The sequence below is a fragment of the Kitasatospora sp. NPDC004272 genome (assembly GCF_053603035.1).
The window spans coordinates 2,534-20,076 of record NZ_JBSGET010000041.1 but is presented as its reverse complement, the minus strand read 5'-3'; the positions used below and the strand labels follow the sequence as shown (position 1 = coordinate 20,076).

Here is a 17,543-nt window from a genome sequence, read left to right as displayed (position 1 = left end):
GCCGCCCGGCTACCCGATCAGCCCCCGAGGGGTGAACCACCCCTTCGGGGCGGACGGAGTCGCAGGTCATGGCGGACATCCGAGCCTCCCACGGCCGAACGGGCGACCGTACTGCGACACGCGGGTGACGGGCCGTCGGCTCCCGCTCCGACCCGGGAGGAATCACCCCGTAAGGGGCACCGCCCGCGTCGTCTACGGTGGCCCGGTGCCCTACTTCGACGCCGCCTCCACCGCCCCGCTGCACCCCGTCGCCCGGCAGGCCCTGCTCGCCGCCCTCGACGAGGGCTGGGCCGACCCCGCCCGCCTGCACCGCTCCGCCCGGCAGGCCCGGATGCTACTGGACGCCGCCCGGGAGACCGTCGCCGAGGTGCTCGGCGCCCGCGCCGACGAGGTCTCCTTCACCGCATCCGGCACCCAGTCCCTCCAGTTGGGCGTCCTCGGCGCCCTGCGCGGCCACCGTCGCCGCGGCTCCCACCTGGTGCACTCCGCCGTCGAGCACTCCGCCGTCCTGCACACCGCCGAGTGCTGGGAGGCCGACGGCGGCGCCGTCACCTCCGTCCCCGTCGACCGCCACGGCCGGGTGTCCGCCGGGGAGTTCGCCGCCGCGCTGCGCCCCGACACCGCGCTCGCCGTGCTGCAGTCCGCCAACCACGAGGTCGGCACCCTGCAGCCGGTCGCCGAGACCGCCGCGCTGCTCGGCGACGTCCCGCTGCTGGTCGACGCCGCGCAGAGCGCCGGACGCCTGCCCGTCCCGGCCGGCTGGTCGCTGCTCACCGCCAGCGCCCACAAGTGGGGCGGCCCGGCGGGCGTCGGGGTGCTGGCCGTCCGCAAGGGCGTCCGCTTCTCCTCCGCGCTGCCCGCCGACGACCGCGAGGGCGGCCGGGTGCCAGGCTTCCCCAACGTCCCGGCGATCGTCGCCGCCGCGGCCTCGCTGCGCGCCGTCCGGGCCGGGGCGGAGGCCGAGGACGCGCGGCTGCGCGAGCTCGTCGAGCTGATCCGCCACCGCGTCCCGCGGCTCGTCCCCGCCGTCGAGGTGGTCGGCCACCCCGAGCAGCGGCTCCCCCACCTGGTGACCTTCTCCTGCCTGTACGTCGACGGCGAGGCGCTGCTCACCGAACTCGACCGGGCGGGCTTCGCGGTGAGCTCCGGCTCCTCCTGCACCTCCAGCACCCTGACCCCCAGCCACGTGCTGGCCGCGATGGGCGTCCTCACCGAGGGCAACCTGCGCGTCTCGCTGCCCGCCGGCACCACCCGCGCCGAGGTGGACGCCTTCCTCGACGTCCTCCCCCGCGTCGTCGCCGACGTCCGCGCCCCGCTCGGCCTCGACCTGGCCCTCCCGGCGGACGGCCCCGCGGACGACCACCCCGCCGGGGCCCTGGTCCTCGACACCCTGGGCCGGCGCTGCCCGATCCCGGTCATCGAACTCGCCAAGCACATCGGCGAGGTCGCCCCCGGCGGCCGGGTCGCCGTCCTCTCCGACGACGAGGCGGCCCGGCACGACATTCCCGCCTGGTGCGAGATGTGCGGCCACACCTACGCGGGCGAGGCCCCCGCCGCGGAGTACGGGGGCAGCCACGGCACGGCCTACCTGGTGCAGAGGTCGTGAACCACCAGGGGCTCGGGGAACGGCGAGCCCGGGTCTGCGAGAGGTTCACTGCCGGAGCGCGCATCGGCTTCCGGTTCCGTTACTACACGCAGCAGCACGGACCTCCGATGGGCTCCGGCCGCCAGCAGCATCGACTCGCCGTTCCCCGAGCCCCTGGCGGGGCTCCCTGGCGAGGCTCTCAGAGGGCGATCTCGGCGCTGATCTCCTTGGCCGCCTCGGTGCCGTAGGCCGCCTCGAAGCGCTCCAGGAAGTGGCCGCCGCGCAGCTCGTACTCCTGGGTGCCGACGGTCTCGATGACCAGGGTGGCGAGCATGCAGCCGATCTGGGCGGCGCGCTCCAGGCCGAGGTTCCAGGAGAGGCCGGCCAGGAAGCCGGCCCGGAAGGCGTCGCCGACGCCGGTGGGGTCGGCCTTGCGCTCCTCGGCGGGGCAGCCGACCACGACGTCGGGCTCGCCGCGGCGCTGGATGCGCACGCCCTTGGGGCCGAGGGTGGTGACCCGGGTGCCGACGCGCTCCAGGATCTCGTCCGCGGACCAGCCGGTCTTGGACTCGATCAGGGCGGCCTCGTACTCGTTGGTGAAGAGGTAGGCCGCGCCGTCGACGATCTCCCGGATGTCGTCGCCCTCCAGCCGGGCGAGCTGCTGGGAGGGGTCGGCGGCGAAGGCGTAGCCGCGGGTGCGGCACTCCTGGGTGTGCCGCACCATCGCGGCGGGGTCGTCGGCGCCGATCAGGACCAGGTCGAGGCCGCCGACCCGGTCGGCGATCGGCTTGAGCTCGATGTTGCGGGCCTCGGCCATCGCGCCGGTGTAGAAGGACGCGATCTGGTTGTGGTCCTGGTCGGTGGTGCACATGAAGCGGGCGGTGTGCCGGGTCTCCGAGATGTGCACGGACTCGGTGTCGACGCCGTGCCGGTCGAGCCAGCTGCGGTACTCGGCGAAGTCGCCGCCGGCCGCGCCGACCAGGACCGGGTTGAGGCCCAGGACGCCCATGCCGTAGGCGATGTTGGGGCCCACGCCGCCGCGGCGGATGTCCAGGGTGTCGACGAGGAAGGACAGCGACACCGTGTGCAGCTGCTCGGCGACCAGCTGCTCGGAGAAGCGTCCGGGGAAGGTCGTCAGGTGGTCGGTGGCGATCGAGCCGGCGACGGCGATGCGCACGGGGTCTCCTCTGGCGGCCCGGCGGTGGCCGGAGCTTGGGGGCAGCAACCCGCCTACGGTACCCGGCCCGGCCGGGTACTACCGAGCGGTAAGGCTGTCTTCCGGACGTGCGTCGGCCTAGGGTCGCCAGTACGGGGGCCGGACGCGGCCCCCGTCCAGTCCGCGGCACCGTGGCCGCGGCACGGCGATCGGAGCTGGGGACACATGGTCATCGATCACTCGCCCGGATGGACGCCGAGCCGTCGCAGCACCGACCCCGAAGCCGGGACGCTCGCCGAACTGCTGGATTCCTCACGCCGATTGGGCCGGTTCTGGCCCGTCGCCGGACCGCTCCCGACGGCCGCCGCGCCGGCCGTCCCGGCCGTCCGGGTGCCGGTGGCCGCGCGCCGGGTGGTGGCGGGCATGCCGGAGTACGGCAGCTGACGCGGAACCGGTTTCCTCCGGGGCACGTCAAATCGGCGCGGTGCCGCTCACGGCGGCGCCGCACGACCCTCGGGAGGAACGCAGATCATGGACGACAGCAGCGCAGCCGCCCCCGCCAGGACCACCCGCGCCCGCCGGGCCGCCGCCGCACTGGCCGGCGCGGCCCTCGCGGGCGCCCTGCTGACCGCGTGCGGCAGCTCGGGCGCACCCACCGCGGCCACCGGTTCGCCGGGCGCGACCGCGAGCCCGGCCCCGGTCGGCTCGCCGTCCGCCAGCCCGTCGCCGACCGCCCCGGCCCCGACCTCACCGGCCCCGTCCGCGAGCCCGCAGCCCTCGGCCGCGCAGCCGACCACGCCCGGGATAGCCGTGGGCGAGCACCCGCCGACGGCGGTGAAGATCCCGGCGTCCGGGTACCGGCAGGACGGGCCGAACCGGTTGACGGTGTTCTTCACCGCCGGGGTCTGCGACAAGTACGGGGTCCGGGTGGAGGAGGACACCCCGCCGGTGGTGAGGCTGCGGGTGGTGATCACCCAGACCGCGGAGCCGGGCAAGGCGTGCCCGCAGCTGGTGAAGGAGCAGCAGGCGAGCGTCACGCTGTCGGAGCCGATGTCCGGCGGCGGCGTGGTGGACACCGCGACGGGCGAGCAGCTGCCGGTGCGCAGCGGCGTCGCGGGTGGCGACCCGCGCTGACCCGGCTCCCGGAACGCCGCGAGGGCGGCTCCCCCGTGCTGGGGGAGCCGCCCTCGTCCGGTCCGTTCAGGGCTTAGCTGAACGAGTCGCCGCAGGCGCAGGAGCCGGTGGCGTTCGGGTTGTCGATCGTGAAGCCCTGCTTCTCGATGGTGTCCACGAAGTCGACGGTGGCGCCGCCCAGGTAGGGGGCGCTCATCCGGTCGGTGACGACCTTGACACCGTTGAAGTCCTTGACGACGTCGCCGTCCAGCGAACGCTCGTCGAAGAACAGCTGGTAGCGCAGGCCCGAGCAGCCGCCGGGCTGCACGGCGACGCGCAGCGAGAGGTCGTCGCGGCCTTCCTGCTCCAGCAGGCCCTTGACCTTGGCCGCGGCGGCATCGGTGAGGAGAATGCCACTCTCGACGGTGGTCTCGTCCTGGACGGTCATGCTTACTCCCGGTCTGTGACGACTGTGATCCGCCAGTGCCAACCAGCGGCCCCCCGGATTCATTTCCGGGAGGTGGTGCGTTCGGGGGACATTTTTCGTCGCCCACTCCCCCACGTACCCCATGCTCGCACACCGGGCCCGGCGGGTCACCGCCCACTTCGGCAAACCGCTACCGCCCGCGCACCGGGCGCAGCAGGATGTGAGGGGTGATCATTCGTCAGCTCAGGGACACCGAAGAGGACGCCGAGGCCGTGGACCGGATCGCCCGGACGGCCTTCCGTGACCTGGACAACCGGCCGCAGGACGACGCGCGGACCCCGGCGGACGAGCGCCGCCGGATCCGCGGCAAGGCCCGCACCCGCCACCTGGCGGTCACCGACCCGGAGGGGTGCTGGATCGCCGAGCAGGACGGCGAGGCGGTCGGGGCGGCGCTGTCGCTGCGCCGCGAGGGGGTGTGGGTGCTGCCGCTGTTCGTGGTGCTGCCCGCCGCGCAGGGGCGGGGGGTGGGCCGGCTGCTGCTGGAGCGGGCCACCGCGTACGGGCGGGGGTGCCTGCGCGGCATGCTGTGCGCCTCGCCGTCCCCGGCGGCGGCGCGGCGCTACCGGCGGGCCGGGTTCACGCTGCACCCGGCGATGCGGCTGACCGGGCAGGTCGACCGGGAGCGGCTGCTGGACCCGGGCGACATCCCGGTGCACGCGGGCAACCCGACGCACCTGCACCTGCTGGACTCGGTCGACCGCCGGGTGCGGGGCGCGGCGCACGGGCCGGACCACGCGTTCATGCTGGCGCACTTCGAGGAACTGCTGGTCGCGGACACCCTGGCCGGGACGGGTTACTGCTACCGGGACGGCGGCGAGGTGCAGCTGGTCGCCGCGACCTCCAAGCGGATCGCCGTCCGGCTGCTGCGCGAGGCGCTGTCCCGGGTGCCGGTGGGGACGGAGGCGAACGTCTCCTTCCTGACCGCCGAGCAGGAGTGGGCGGTGGACGTGGGCCTCGACCTCGGCCTGTCGCTGTCCACCCGCGGCTACCTGGGCCTGCGCGGCATGCGACCGCCGATGCCGTACGTCCCCAACGGGGGCTACCTGTAGGGAGAAGGGCAACCGCCAGGGGCTCGGGGAACGGCGGGGCCGGGTACTGCGCGAGGTTCACTGCCGGAGCGCGCACCGGCTTCCGGTTCCGTTCACCACACGCAGCAGCCCCGACCTTCGATGGGCTCCGGCCACCAGCAGCATCGACTCGCCGTTCCCCGAGCCCCTGAAATACCCCTACCGCATCGTGTCGAGGATCTCCTGGACCATCTCCATCGTGGTGCCCGGGTGCAGGAAGGCGAAGCGGGCGACCGTCTCGCCGTCCCAGCCGGTGGGGGTGACGAAGCCGGTCTGGTCGGCGAGCAGCCGGCGGGACCAGTGGTAGTAGTCGTCGTGGGTCCAGCCCTTGCGGCGGAAGCAGACGGCGGAGAGCTGCGGGTCGTGCAGGAGTTCGAGGTGCTCGGTGTCGCGGATGAGCTGCGCGGTGGTCCGGGCCAGGCGCAGGCCGGCCTCGATGGCGTCGGTGTAGGCCTGGACGCCGTGGACGGCGAGGGAGAACCAGAGCGGGAGGCCGCGGGCCCGGCGGGTGAGGTGGTAGGCGTAGTCGGTGGGGTTCCACTCGTCGCCCTCGGTGTGCAGGACGTCGAGGTAGGAGGCGTCCTGGGTGTGGACGGCGCGGGCGAGGCGCGGTTCGCGGTAGAGCAGGGCGGCGCAGTCGAACGGGGCGAACAGCCACTTGTGCGGGTCGACGACGAAGCTGTCGGCGTGCTCGATGCCGTCGTAGCGGGCGCGGACGGAGGGGGCGAACAGGCCCGCGCCGCCGTAGGCGCCGTCGACGTGGAACCAGAGGCCGTACTCGCGGGCGGCCTCGGCGATGCCGGCCAGGTCGTCGACGATGCCCTCGTTGGTGGTGCCGGCGGTGCCGACCACGGCGATGACGGTCTCGGGGTGGGGGTCGGCGGCGAGGGCGGCGCGCAGGGCGGCGCCGGTCAGGCGGCGGTCGACGGCGGGGACGAGGAAGGGCTCCACGCCGATGATGTTGAAGGTGTTCTTGACCGAGGAGTGCACCTGGTCGGCGACGGCGATCCGCAGCCGGGCCTCGGGTCCGACCGCCAGGCGGCGCCGGGCGGTGTCCCGGGCGACGACCAGGGCGGAGAGGTTGCCGGCCGAGCCGCCGGAGACGAAGGTGCCGCCGGCGCTCGCGGGCAGGCCGGCCCGGTCCGCTATCAGCCGCAGGACCTGGTTCTCGGCGGCGATCGCGCCGGCCGCCTCCAGCCAGGAGATGCCCTGCAGGGAGGCGCAGGAGACGACCATGTCGAAGAGCAGGGCGGCCTTGGTGGGGGCGCAGGGGACGAAGGAGAGGTAGCGGGGGCTGTCGGCGGAGATGACGGCGCGGGAGAGCTCGTGGTCGTAGAGCTTGAGCACGTCGGCGGGGTGGTTGCCGTGGTCGTTGAGCAGTCCGGCGAGGGCGTCGCGCAGGTGGGCGCCGTCGCCGGGGTGGTCGAGCGGGACGGGGTCGTACTGCAGTCGTTCGCGCATGTAGTCGAAGACGAGGTCGACCAGCTCGTTGTCCGGCTTGTGCATGCGGTCGGGCGCTGCGTACACGGGTGTTCCTCTTCGCTGCGGGCGGTGCTGGGGTCATGATCAGCGTAGGCAGCGGGGGTGGGCGGGCGCGCGTCGGAACGCGGCCGTCCGGGGCGGGTTTCCTGCGTGTTCGGGCGGGTGCGCGCAGGAAAGCTGCGTCAGATGAGCTGGGAGAGGACCACGGAGGAGCGGCTGCGCTGGACGCCGGGTTCCTTGCGGATGCGTTCGATGACGGCTTCCAGGTGGCGGGTGTCGGCGGCGCGCAGGTGGACCAGGGCGTCGGGTTCGCCGGTGACCGTCCAGGCGGCGGCGACCTCGGGGAACTGGCGCAGCGTGGCGAGGAGTTCCTCGGGCGAGGTGCGGGCGCGGCAGTAGACCTCGACGAAGGCTTCGGTGCGCCAGCCGAGCAGCGCGGGGTCGAGGACGACGGTGAAGCCGCGGACCGCGCCGCGCGCCCGCAGCCGGTCGATCCGGCGGCGGACGGCGGTGGCGGAGAGGTTGGCGCGCAGTCCGATCTCGGCGTAGGAGGCGCGGCCGTCCCGGCTGAGGTGTTCGAGTAGCAGGCGGTCGGTGTCGTCGAGCCCCGCCTGGCCGGGCTCGGGCAGGCGTCGGGTGGTCATGGCGGGGCTCCACGGGTGGTGCGGGCGAGGGTGGCGGGCCGTGCGGGGAACGGCTCCGTGGGGCCATTCTCGCGGACGGTCCGGCTCCGGTCAGTCCACCAGCAGGACGATCTTGCCGCGGGTGCGGCCCTCGGCGTTGAGGGCCTGGGCGGAGGCGGCCTGGCTGAGCGGGAAGGTGGAGGCGATCGGGACGGTGAGCAGGCCCTCCTCGGCGAGCCGGGCGACGGCGGCGAGGTCCTCGGGGTCGGGGCGGGTGAAGACGTAGCGGCCGCCGCGGGCGGTGACGGTGTAGTCGACCACCGAGGCGATCCGGGTCGGGTCCTTGAGCAGGCCGAGGGAGACCTCGACGGCGTCGCCGCCGATCAGGTCGAGCGCGGCGTCGACGCCGTCGGGGGCCAGGGCGCGGACCCGGTCGGCGAGGCCGTCGCCGTACCGGACGGGTTCGACGCCCAGGCCGCGCAGGAAGGTGTGGTTGTGCTCGCCGGAGGTGCCGATGACCCGGGCGCCGAGGGCGGTGGCGACCTGGCAGGCGACGGCGCCGACGCCGCCGGCCGCGTTGTGGACCAGCACGGTCTCGCCGCGGCGCAGGTCGAGCGCGCCGACCAGGGCCTGCCGGGCGGTGAGGCCGGCGGTGGGCAGTCCGCCGGCCTCGGCCCAGTCGAGGGCGGCGGGTTTGCGGGCCAGGGTGCGGACGGGGGCGGCGACGAGTTCGGCGTAGGTGCCGCTCTCGATGACGTCCTTGCGGACGTAGCCGATCACCTCGTCGCCGGGGGCGTACTCGGTGACGGCGCCGCCGACGGCCTGGACGGTGCCGGCCAGGTCGAAGCCCATGACCAGGGGGAAGTGCGCGTCGAGGACGCCGTCGAGGTGTCCTTCGCGGATCTTCCAGTCGACGGGGTTGACGCCGACCGCGCGGGTGCGGACGAGTACGGTGTCGGGGCCGACCTTCGGGTCGGGGAGTTCGGTGTACTCGACCACGTCGGGGCCGCCGTAGCGGTTGATCACGATTGCCTTCATGGTTCCCAGCCAACCGGACGGTGCGGCGGGTCCTCGCGTCGGAAGCCTCCATACCGGTGAGCGGTTCTCGTCACATCGACGCGGTGGCCATCGTCAGGCTGACGACAACCGGTTATCATAGATAGCGTCAGATAGACGAGAAGGCTGGTGTTGATCCGGCCGCACCAGGAGGGCAGCCGCCCGTGACCACCACCACCGAGACCTACGGCACCGACCCCGCGCCCTCGCCGCTCGCCCTGCTGCTGCTCGGCCGGGAGGCCGACCCGAACAGCGAGCGCGGCGTGGAGTGCCCCGGCGACCTGCCCGCCGCCTCCGACCCCGACCTGGTGGCGCGCGCCCGCGCCGCGAAGGAGAAGCTCGGCGACCGGGTCTTCGTCCTCGGCCACCACTACCAGCGCGACGAGGTCATCGAGTTCGCCGACGTCACCGGCGACTCCTTCAAGCTGGCCCGGGACGCGGCGGCCCGCCCGGAGGCCGAGTACATCGTGTTCTGCGGCGTGCACTTCATGGCCGAGTCCGCGGACATCCTCACCTCCGAGCGCCAGCGGGTCGTTCTGCCGGACCTGGCGGCCGGCTGCTCGATGGCCGACATGGCCACCGCCGAGCAGGTCGCCGAGTGCTGGGACGTGCTGACCGAGGCGGGCGTGGCGGACGCCACCGTGCCGGTGTCGTACATGAACTCCTCGGCCGACATCAAGGCGTTCACCGGCCGGCACGGCGGCACCATCTGCACCTCCTCCAACGCCAAGCGGGCCCTGGAGTGGGCCTTCGAGCAGGGGGAGAAGGTGCTGTTCCTGCCGGACCAGCACCTGGGCCGCAACACCGCGGTGCTGGAGATGGGCGTCTCGCTGGACGAGTGCGTGCTCTACAACCCGCACAAGCCGAACGGCGGCCTGACCGCCGAGCAACTGCGGAACGCCAAGATGATCCTGTGGCGCGGGCACTGCTCGGTGCACGGCCGCTTCAGCGTGGAGTCGGTGAACGAGGTCCGCGAGCGGATCCCGGGCGTGACCGTGCTGGTGCACCCGGAGTGCAAGCACGAGGTGGTCACCGCCGCCGACATGGTGGGCTCGACCGAGTACATCATCAAGGCGCTGGACGCCGCCGAGCCCGGCTCGAAGTGGGCGATCGGCACCGAACTGAACCTGGTCCGCCGGCTGGCCAAGGCGCACCCGGACAAGGAGGTCGTCTTCCTCGACCGCACCGTGTGCTTCTGCTCGACCATGAACCGGATCGACCTGCCGCACCTGGTGTGGACGCTGGAGTCGCTGGTCGAGGGCCGGGTGCCGAACGTGATCACGGTGGACGCCGAGACCGAGAAGTACGCCAAGGCCGCGCTGGACCGGATGCTGGCCCTGCCGTAACGGTTCTCCGCCCCCGGGAGGCCGGGGGCGGACGAGAGGGCGGGCACCCCACCGGGGTGCCCGCCCTCTCGTCACGTGTGGCGCCCGAACTACTCCGGGAGGCCGGGGATCAGACCGTCGCCCTCGTCCCGCAGCAGCTCGCGGACCTGCTCCAGGGACGCCTCGGCGTCCGGCAGGATCAGGTCCGACGGCTCCAGCGACTCCGGCGGGAGCGGCGTGCCGACCTCACGAACGGCCGCGAGCAGGCTGCCGAGCGCGGCCCGGAAGGCCGCCTCGTCGCCCGCCTCGACGGCCTGGAGCAGATCGTCGTCCAGCTGGTTCAGCCAGCTCAGGTCGCCTTCGGCGACCTCGAACTGCCCCTCACCCAAGACCCGCATGATCATGCTGGTGCGTCTCCCCTGCTTCCCGGCGCTTACTTCTGGTAGTTGATGGTGGGCGGCGGGGTGTCGTTCTTCCCCTGCTCGATCGCCTGCGGCTGGGAGGCGGGGCTGCCGCCGGTCAGCTCGGCCTTCATCCGGGCCAGCTCCAGTTCGACGTCGCTGCCGCCGGCCACCCGCTCCAGCTCGGCCTCGATGTCGTCCTTGCGGCCGAGGCCGCTGGCGTCGTCGAGCGCGCCGGAGGCCAGCAGCTCGTCGATCGCGCCCGCGCGGGCCTGCATCTGCGCGGTCTTGTCCTCCGCGCGCTGGATCGCCAGGCCGACGTCGCCCATCTCCTCGGAGATGCCGGAGAAGGACTCGGCGATCCGGGTCTGCGCCTGGGCCGCGGTGTAGGTGGCCTTGATGGTCTCCTTCTTGGTGCGGAAGGCGTCCACCTTGGCCTGGAGGCGCTGGGAGGCGAGCGTGAGCTTCTCCTCCTCGCCCTGCAGGGCCTGGTACTGCGTCTCCAGGTCGGTGATCTGGGTCTGCAGGTTGGCCTTGCGGCTGAGCGCCTCGCGGGCCAGGTCCTCGCGGCCGAGGGAGAGCGCCTTGCGGCCCTGGTCCTCGTACTTCGCGGACTGCTGCTGGAGCTGGGTCAGCTGGAGTTCCAGGCGCTTGCGGGAGGTGGCCACGTCGGCGACGCCCCTGCGCACCTTCTGCAGCAGTTCCAGCTGCTTCTGGTAGGAGTAGTCGAGCGTTTCGCGCGGGTCCTCCGCCCGGTCCAAGGCCTTGTTCGCCTTGGAGCGGAAGATCAGCCCCATACGCTTCATGATTCCGTCGCTCATGGGCCTCGATAGCCCCCTTCTTCGGGCCTGGGTTTGCGTCTCGTGACAGGTCGAGTGTATGCGCGGTGAGGCCACCGGCGCAGTGCACCAGCCTGCAACAATGCTGCTACAGCGGGCGGGCGTTCGGCATCGTCCTCACGATCGATATCGGTTCGCGTCCGGGGTCGCGCCGGAAAGCCCCCGGTCAACCCGTACGCTGGGAGTGTGTTTCGACGCCGCTCTGATGAATCCGCCGCCCCCTCCTCCACCGTCACCTTGACGAAGGAGGACGAGAGGCCGTCCCGCGACCCGCAGGCCCCCAAGGGCCGGCCCACGCCCAAGCGCAGTGAGGCCGAGGCCCACCGGAAGACCCGGGTCACCGTCCCCAAGGACCGCAAGGAGGCCGCCAAGCAGGCCCGGCAGCGGATCCGGGTGGAGCGCGAGAAGCAGCGCACGGCGCTGCTGTCGGGCGACGAGCGCGCCCTGCCGCCGCGCGACAAGGGGCCGGTGCGGCGCTACGTCCGCGACTTCATCGACTCCCGGTGGGCCGCCGCCGAGTTCTTCCTGCCGTACGCGGTCGTGGTGCTGGTGCTCAGCATCACCAAGGTGAACTACCTGCAGCTGCTCTCCACGCTGCTGTTCATGGTCTTCTTCGTGGTGGTCATCCTGGACTTCGTCCGGATCGGCTTCCAGCTGCGCAAGGGCCTGGCCCAGCGCTTCCCGAACGAGGACACCCGCGGCGCGGTGATGTACGGCCTGATGCGCACCCTGCAGATGCGCCGGCTGCGGCTGCCGAAGCCGCTGGTCAAGCGGGGCGAGCGGCCCTGACCGCGGAAGCCGTTCCGCCCTACTGGGCCCCGCCCGCGCAGCAGCCGGTCGGGGCCTTCGGCGCCCCGGGCGTCCCGCCGCAGCACGGGTACGGCTACCAGCCGCGGGGCCGGCACGGGCGGCTGCCGGCCCGCGGCGGGCCGTACCACAGCGGGGCCGGCGAGTGGCTGGAGCGGCACGGCGGGCTGCACAACCTGGTCCGCCAGGAGCTGGTCACCCGGCAGCTGGCCGAGCAGCTCACCCGCGGCGTCGCGCTGCGGGTGCTGGACGTCGGCTGCGCCGAGGGCGTCCAGGCGCTGCGGCTGGCCCGGGCCGGGCACTTCGTCACCGGGATCGACCCCGACCCGGTCACCCTGGGCATCGCGCACCAGGCGCTGGCGGCCGAACCGCCGGAGGTCCGCGAGCGCGTCCAGCTGCTCACCGGGGACGGCCACCAGGTGGGCCGCTGGTTCGGGCCGCGCAGCTTCGACCTGGTGCTCTGCCACGGCGCCCTGATGTACCTGCCGGACCCGGAGCCGATGCTCGCCTCGGTGGCGCGCATCCTGGCCCCGGGCGGGCTGCTCTCGCTGCTGGTCCGCAACGGCGACGCGCTGGCCATGCGGGCCGGGCTGATGGGCGACTGGCGGGCCTGCCAGGAGTCCTTCGACTCCACCCGCTACACCAACCGGCTGGGCCTGCCCGCCCGCGCCGACCGCCTCGCCGAGCTCTCCGGCACGCTGGCCGGCTTCGCCGTCCCGGTCCGCCACTGGTACGGGGTGCGGGTCTTCACCGACGCCATGCCGGACGAGGCCGCCCCGGTCGACGGCCGGCAGCTCGCCCAGCTGCTGGACTCCGAGGAGCGGGCCGGCAAGCAGGACCCCTACCGGCACGTCGCCGCGCTGCTGCACGTCGTCGCCGAGAAGTGAGCCCGGCCGCCGGCCGGGCCTCCCGGGGGACCGGGGGCGGGGCGCGCTACGCCTCGTGCAGGCTCATCGGGTAGACGTCCCGGCCGTCCTCGACCAGGACCACCCGGTCCGTCCCGTCCTCCAGCAGCGCCTTCCACTCCTCGCCGATCCAGGACTCCGCGTCGCCCTGGCTGGAGAACTCCTCGGCGCCGTTCGCCGGCTCCACCACCGTGCCGTCGTTCTTCTCGTACCGCCAGGTCCACACCATGCCGGGCTCCTCCGCGAGTCGTGCCACTGGGGTTGTGACGGTAGCGTGCCCACCCCGTCCGGGGGCGAAGCTCCGTCCGGCAGGATGATCGCATGGCACTCCCCCGCACCCTGCTCCTCGGCGGCGCCCGCTCCGGCAAGTCCACCCGGGCCGAACTGCTGCTCGCCGACCGCCCCGACGTGCTCTACGTGGCCACCTCCGGCACCCGGGACGACGACGCCGACTGGGCCCGCCGGGTCGACCTGCACCGGGCCCGGCGGCCCGCGTCCTGGCGGACCGCGGAGACCTGCGCGCTGGAGGAGGTGCTGGCCGACCGCTCCGACCCGGCGCCGGTGCTGATCGACTGCCTGGCGCTGTGGCTGACCGCCGTCATGGACGAGTGCGGGGCCTGGGACGACGCGGTGTGGCTGGACGGCGGGCAGGAGGCGGTGGAGGCGCGCTGCGCGGCGCTGGCCGCGGCCTGGGCGGGCACCGCGCGGGAGGCGGTCGCGGTCTCCAACGAGGTCGGCATGGGCGTGGTGCCCGCCACCGCGGCCGGGCGGCGCTTCCGGGACGCCCTCGGGCGGCTCAACATGGCGGTGGCCGACGCCTCCGAGCAGGTGCTCCTGGTGGTCGCCGGACAGGTGCTGACCGTCAAAGGGGTGTCCGTGTAGATTGCCGAGCGATGGACACCACCGTGGATCTCGACACTTTCTCCTCGCTCGTCGAACGGCCCGACGAGGGTGCGCGGCGCGGCGCCGAGGAGCGCTGGCAGCAACTCGCCGTGCCGCGCGGCGGCCTGGGCCGGCTCCAGGAGCTGGGTTCCTGGCTGGCGTCCGCCCGGGGCGAGGCGCCGGCCCGCCCGCTGACCGGTGCCCGGGTGCTGCTGTTCGCCGCCGACCACGGCGTCGCCTCGCTCGGCGTCTCCACCCTGGAGCCGCGCGGCGGGACCGCCGACCGGGTCCGGGCCGTGCTGGACGGCACCGCGCCGGTCGCGGTGCTGGCCCGCCGCTACGGCGCGGACGTCCGGGTGGTCGACGTCGCCGTGGACGCCGACCCGAACGAGTTCCCCGAGGAGGTCGTCCGCCACCGGGTGCGCCGCGGCTCCGGGCGGATCGACGTCGAGGACGCGCTGAGCGCCGAGGACGCCGCCCGGGCGTTCCGGGCCGGCATGGCGGTGGCCGACGAGGAGGCCGACGCCGGCACCGACCTGGTGCTGCTCGGCGACCTCGGGGTCGGCTCCACCACGGTGGCCGCCGTGCTGATCGGCGCGCTGTGCGGCACCGACGCCGCCGCCGTCACCGGCCGCGGCTCGGGCGTCGACGACCGCACCTGGATGGTCAAGTGCGCCACCGTCCGGGACGCGCTGCGCCGGGCCCGTCCGGTGCTGGGCGACCAGCTCGCGCTGCTCGCCACCTCCGGCGGCGCCGACTTCGCCGCGATCACCGGCTTCCTGCTGCAGGCCGCCGTCCGCAAGCTCCCGGTCGTCCTGGACGGGGTGGTCTCGGCCGCCTGCGCGCTGGTCGCCCAGCGGATCGCCTTCCGCGCCCCCGAGTGGTGGCGGGCGGCCGCGCTCACCGGCGAGCCCGCCCAGGCCAAGGCGTACGACCGGCTGACCCTGACCCCGCTGCAGGACGCGGGCGTCACCATGGGCGAGGGCGTCGGCGCGGTGCTGGCCCTCCCGCTGCTGCAGGCCGCCGGCGACACCCTCGCCGAACCGGCCGCCGTGCCGAGCGCCAAGCCGCTCCCGCCGCGGGCGCCGGCCAAGCTGCCGACGGCGGCGGACCTGCTCGACCGCTACTGACCCCGGTGGACGAGCAGCACGCACGGCAGGGGGCCGCGGAGGCGGAGGGGCTCTCGGGAGGGGGCTCCGGGTCGGCGGCTCCCGGCTCCGCGCGGGTCGCCGGGGAGGGCGGCGGCCTCGCGCTGGTGGGGGCCGGGTTGCGGTTCGGGTTCGGGACGTTGACGGTGCTGCGGGTGCGGGTGCACCGGTGGGACCGGGCCGCGGGCGGGGCGGCGATGGTGCTGGCCCCGCTGGTGGGGCTGGTGGTGGGCGTGCTCGCCGGGGCGGCGGGCGCGCTGGTGGCGTGGCGCGGCGGGGGGTTGCTGGGCGGGGTGGCCGCGGTGGCGGCGGGGGCGCTGCTGACCCGGGGGCTGCACCTGGACGGGGTGGCGGACGTCGCGGACGGGCTGGGCAGCGGGAAGCCGGCCGGGGACGCGTTGCGGATCATGAAGCAGTCGGATATCGGCCCGTTCGGCGTGCTGACGCTGGTGCTGCTGGTGCTGGCTCAGATCGCGGCGCTGGCCGGGCAGTTCGCGGTGTCGCCGGTCCGCGGGGCGCTGGCGGCGGCGGTGGCCGCGACCGCGGGGCGGGCGGCGCTGGCCTGGGGGTGCCTGCGGTCGGTGCCGGCGGCCCGGCCGGGCGGACTGGGGGCGGTGGTGGCGGCCACCGTGCGTCCGGCGGCGGCGGTGGCGGTGACGCTGCTGGTGGCCGGCGCGGCGGCGGCGGTGCGCTGGCAGGCGGGGGTCGCGGTGCTGTGCGGGGTGCTGGCTGCGGGCGTGCTGCTGCGACGGTGCGTGCGCCGGTTCGGCGGAGTGACCGGGGACGTGCTGGGCGCGCTGGTGGAGACGGCGGCGACGGCGGCGCTGGTGGCGACCGCCCTGGTGTGAGGGCGCGTCAACTTCCGTCACGTGCACGAACTCACGCACCGTCACGGGCGGCGGCGGTTCGTGCACGGGGCAGGCGGGGCGGCGCGATCCCAGCATGCGGACTACCATGCGGTGAGCACCCTGGCCCTGTGCCCCGTTTCGCCGCGGAGTCTGCCTGGTGTTTTGCCGGTCGGCAACGGAGCCGTCACCGGCTGTGGACCGCGAAAGAACAGGACGCATTTGTCGTGACTGCACTGTCTGTGAGCACCTCTTCCGCCGTGAGCCTGCGGGCCGACGCCGTGGTGGTCGGTGTGGCGAAGGGCCCCAAGGGCCTGGTCGTCGCCCCGGGCGCCGAGGCGGTCGTCGAGGCGTTCGAGGGCAAGCTGGCCGAGGTCCTCACCACCCTGGGTGCCACCGGCGCCGAGGGTGAGGCGGTCAAGCTCCCCGCTCCGGCCGGGGCCAAGGCGCCGCTGGTGCTGGCCGTCGGCCTGGGCGCGGCCCCCGAGGGCGCGTTCGGCGCCGAGGAGCTGCGCCGGGCGGCCGGTGTCGCCGCCCGCACGCTGGCCGGGACGAAGAAGGTCGCGCTGGCCCTGCCCGCGGCCGCGGCCGACGAGGTCGAGGCGGTCGCGCTGGGCGGCCTGCTCGGCGCGTACTCCTTCGGCAGCTACAAGGGCGAGGTGGCCAAGGCCCCGGTCGGCGAGCTGGTCGTGCTGGTGGAGCGCAAGGGCTCGAAGGACGCCAAGACCGCCGTGGAGCGCGCCGCGGCGATCGGCGAGGAGATGAACCGGGCCCGCGACCTGATCAACACCGCCCCGAACGACCTGAACCCGAAGTCCTTCGCCGCGATCGCGCAGGCGGCGGGCAAGGAGCACGGCCTGAAGGTCGAGGTGCTGGACGAGAAGGCGCTGGCCAAGGGCGGCTTCGGCGGCATCCTGGGCGTGGGCGTCGGCTCGGCGAACCCGCCCCGGCTGGTGAAGGTGGCGTACACCCACCCGAAGGCGAAGGCCTCGCTGGCCTTCGTCGGCAAGGGCATCACCTACGACTCGGGCGGCATCTCGCTGAAGCCGGCCGGCCACAACGAGACCATGAAGTGCGACATGTCGGGCGCCGCCGCGGTGTTCGCCGCCGTGGTCGCCGCCAAGCGGCTCGGCCTGCAGGTCAACGTGACGGCGTGGCTGGCGCTGGCGGAGAACATGCCGTCCGGCTCGGCGACCCGTCCGGGCGACGTGCTGCGGATGTACGGCGGCAAGACCGTCGAGGTGCTGAACACCGACGCCGAGGGCCGGCTGGTGCTGGCCGACGCGATCGTCCGGGCCGGCGAGGAGCAGCCGGACGTGATCGTCGACGTGGCGACCCTGACCGGCGCGATGGTGCTGGCGCTGGGCACCCGCACCTTCGGCGTGATGGCCAACGACGAGGCGCTGCGCACCCGCCTGCACGAGACCGCGGGCGCGGTGGGCGAGGCGTCCTGGCCGATGCCGCTGCCGGCCGACCTGCGCAAGGGCATGGTCGAGTCGACCGTCGCGGACCTGGCGAACATGGGCGAGCGGATGGGCGGCGGTCTGGTGGCCGGCCTGTTCCTGCAGGAGTTCGTCGCCGAGGGCCTCTCCTGGGCGCACCTGGACATCGCCGGTCCGGCGTTCAACGAGGGCGGCCCGCACGGCTACACCCCCAAGGGCGGCACCGCCAGCGCGGTGCGCACCCTGGTCCGCTTCGCGGAGGACACCGCCGCGGGCAAGTGACCCCGGGCCCGCGAGCCCGGGCCCGTGACCCTGAGCGAGGGGATGGTCGGCATGGCCGTCAACATCCTGCCGCTGCGGCTGGCCGTCGACCCCGCCGA

Annotated in this window: 19 protein-coding genes; 11 read left to right on the top strand and 8 right to left on the bottom strand. The window is 74.2% G+C overall.

Annotated features, from left to right (window positions below; all coding sequences use genetic code 11):
- The first annotated feature begins 205 nt into the window (after nucleotides 1-205).
- The gene (locus ACWEO5_RS15195; RefSeq protein ID WP_452162828.1) at nucleotides 206-1,606 is read left to right on the top strand and encodes an aminotransferase class V-fold PLP-dependent enzyme; all 1,401 of its coding nucleotides are present in this window, start codon (nucleotides 206-208) and stop codon (nucleotides 1,604-1,606) included.
- A gap of 178 nt (nucleotides 1,607-1,784) precedes the next feature.
- Here ACWEO5_RS15195 and ACWEO5_RS15190 read toward each other — a convergent pair whose 3' ends face one another.
- Nucleotides 1,785-2,762, bottom strand: coding sequence for a carbohydrate kinase family protein (locus ACWEO5_RS15190; protein ID WP_452162827.1), 978 nt, complete (start codon nucleotides 2,760-2,762; stop codon nucleotides 1,785-1,787).
- 204 nt (nucleotides 2,763-2,966) lie between these two features.
- Between ACWEO5_RS15190 and ACWEO5_RS15185 the strand changes: the two genes are divergently transcribed.
- Together ACWEO5_RS15185 and ACWEO5_RS15180 are read left to right on the top strand one after the other, a co-directional pair.
- Nucleotides 2,967-3,185: a hypothetical protein gene (locus ACWEO5_RS15185; RefSeq protein ID WP_452162826.1), complete on the top strand. Its 219-nt coding sequence runs from the start codon at nucleotides 2,967-2,969 to the stop codon at nucleotides 3,183-3,185.
- 87 nt (nucleotides 3,186-3,272) lie between these two features.
- Nucleotides 3,273-3,875 (top strand): hypothetical protein, encoded by a 603-nt coding sequence (locus ACWEO5_RS15180; RefSeq protein WP_452162825.1) that lies wholly within the window; start codon nucleotides 3,273-3,275, stop codon nucleotides 3,873-3,875.
- Nucleotides 3,876-3,948: 73 nt separating this feature from the next.
- Here the strand turns inward: ACWEO5_RS15180 and erpA are convergent, their stop codons facing one another.
- Nucleotides 3,949-4,302 (bottom strand): iron-sulfur cluster insertion protein ErpA, encoded by a 354-nt coding sequence (gene erpA / locus ACWEO5_RS15175; RefSeq protein ID WP_033219641.1) that lies wholly within the window; start codon nucleotides 4,300-4,302, stop codon nucleotides 3,949-3,951.
- Nucleotides 4,303-4,508: 206 nt separating this feature from the next.
- Between erpA and ACWEO5_RS15170 the strand changes: the two genes are divergently transcribed.
- On the top strand, nucleotides 4,509-5,390 hold the full coding sequence (locus ACWEO5_RS15170; protein WP_452162824.1) for an N-acetyltransferase family protein: 882 nt from the start codon (nucleotides 4,509-4,511) through the stop codon (nucleotides 5,388-5,390).
- Nucleotides 5,391-5,567: 177 nt separating this feature from the next.
- Here the strand turns inward: ACWEO5_RS15170 and ACWEO5_RS15165 are convergent, their stop codons facing one another.
- The 3 genes from ACWEO5_RS15165 to ACWEO5_RS15155 form a co-directional block, all read right to left on the bottom strand.
- Entirely contained in the window at nucleotides 5,568-6,935 is a 1,368-nt protein-coding gene (locus ACWEO5_RS15165) for a pyridoxal phosphate-dependent decarboxylase family protein (RefSeq protein ID WP_452162823.1), read from the bottom strand.
- Between the two features lie 137 nt (nucleotides 6,936-7,072).
- Nucleotides 7,073-7,534 carry an Lrp/AsnC family transcriptional regulator gene (locus tag ACWEO5_RS15160; protein WP_344554743.1) on the bottom strand — a complete coding sequence of 154 codons (462 nt, stop codon included), beginning with the start codon at nucleotides 7,532-7,534 and terminating at the stop codon, nucleotides 7,073-7,075.
- Between the two features lie 90 nt (nucleotides 7,535-7,624).
- Complete coding sequence (locus tag ACWEO5_RS15155; RefSeq protein ID WP_452162822.1) at nucleotides 7,625-8,551, bottom strand: NADP-dependent oxidoreductase; 927 nt, start codon at nucleotides 8,549-8,551, stop codon at nucleotides 7,625-7,627.
- 182 nt (nucleotides 8,552-8,733) lie between these two features.
- Here ACWEO5_RS15155 and nadA point away from each other — a divergent pair, with 182 nt between their 5' ends.
- On the top strand, nucleotides 8,734-9,915 hold the full coding sequence (gene nadA, locus ACWEO5_RS15150; RefSeq protein WP_452162821.1) for a quinolinate synthase NadA: 1,182 nt from the start codon (nucleotides 8,734-8,736) through the stop codon (nucleotides 9,913-9,915).
- 89 nt (nucleotides 9,916-10,004) lie between these two features.
- Here the strand turns inward: nadA and pspAA are convergent, their stop codons facing one another.
- Nucleotides 10,005-10,298, bottom strand: coding sequence for a PspA-associated protein PspAA (gene pspAA / locus ACWEO5_RS15145; protein ID WP_452162820.1), 294 nt, complete (start codon nucleotides 10,296-10,298; stop codon nucleotides 10,005-10,007).
- A 29-nt stretch (nucleotides 10,299-10,327) separates the two neighbouring features.
- The gene (locus tag ACWEO5_RS15140; protein ID WP_344554747.1) at nucleotides 10,328-11,116 is read right to left on the bottom strand and encodes a PspA/IM30 family protein; all 789 of its coding nucleotides are present in this window, start codon (nucleotides 11,114-11,116) and stop codon (nucleotides 10,328-10,330) included.
- A 204-nt stretch (nucleotides 11,117-11,320) separates the two neighbouring features.
- Here ACWEO5_RS15140 and ACWEO5_RS15135 point away from each other — a divergent pair, with 204 nt between their 5' ends.
- Nucleotides 11,321-11,923 (top strand): DUF3043 domain-containing protein, encoded by a 603-nt coding sequence (locus tag ACWEO5_RS15135; protein WP_425556871.1) that lies wholly within the window; start codon nucleotides 11,321-11,323, stop codon nucleotides 11,921-11,923.
- 194 nt (nucleotides 11,924-12,117) lie between these two features.
- Complete coding sequence (locus ACWEO5_RS15130) at nucleotides 12,118-12,828, top strand: class I SAM-dependent methyltransferase (RefSeq protein WP_425556872.1); 711 nt, start codon at nucleotides 12,118-12,120, stop codon at nucleotides 12,826-12,828.
- 46 nt (nucleotides 12,829-12,874) lie between these two features.
- Here ACWEO5_RS15130 and ACWEO5_RS15125 read toward each other — a convergent pair whose 3' ends face one another.
- Nucleotides 12,875-13,075 (bottom strand): hypothetical protein, encoded by a 201-nt coding sequence (locus ACWEO5_RS15125; protein ID WP_344554762.1) that lies wholly within the window; start codon nucleotides 13,073-13,075, stop codon nucleotides 12,875-12,877.
- 92 nt (nucleotides 13,076-13,167) lie between these two features.
- Between ACWEO5_RS15125 and cobU the strand changes: the two genes are divergently transcribed.
- The 4 genes from cobU to ACWEO5_RS15105 all read left to right on the top strand — a co-directional run bounded on the left by cobU (nucleotide 13,168) and on the right by ACWEO5_RS15105 (nucleotide 17,445).
- Complete coding sequence (gene cobU / locus ACWEO5_RS15120) at nucleotides 13,168-13,728, top strand: bifunctional adenosylcobinamide kinase/adenosylcobinamide-phosphate guanylyltransferase (RefSeq protein ID WP_452162819.1); 561 nt, start codon at nucleotides 13,168-13,170, stop codon at nucleotides 13,726-13,728.
- A gap of 11 nt (nucleotides 13,729-13,739) precedes the next feature.
- Nucleotides 13,740-14,858, top strand: coding sequence for a nicotinate-nucleotide--dimethylbenzimidazole phosphoribosyltransferase (locus ACWEO5_RS15115; protein WP_344554750.1), 1,119 nt, complete (start codon nucleotides 13,740-13,742; stop codon nucleotides 14,856-14,858).
- 122 nt (nucleotides 14,859-14,980) lie between these two features.
- Nucleotides 14,981-15,724 (top strand): adenosylcobinamide-GDP ribazoletransferase, encoded by a 744-nt coding sequence (locus tag ACWEO5_RS15110; RefSeq protein ID WP_452162851.1) that lies wholly within the window; start codon nucleotides 14,981-14,983, stop codon nucleotides 15,722-15,724.
- A 224-nt stretch (nucleotides 15,725-15,948) separates the two neighbouring features.
- A complete protein-coding gene (locus ACWEO5_RS15105) occupies nucleotides 15,949-17,445 on the top strand; it encodes a leucyl aminopeptidase (RefSeq protein ID WP_452162818.1) in 1,497 nt (498 codons plus the stop codon).
- Nucleotides 17,446-17,543 lie beyond the last annotated feature (98 nt).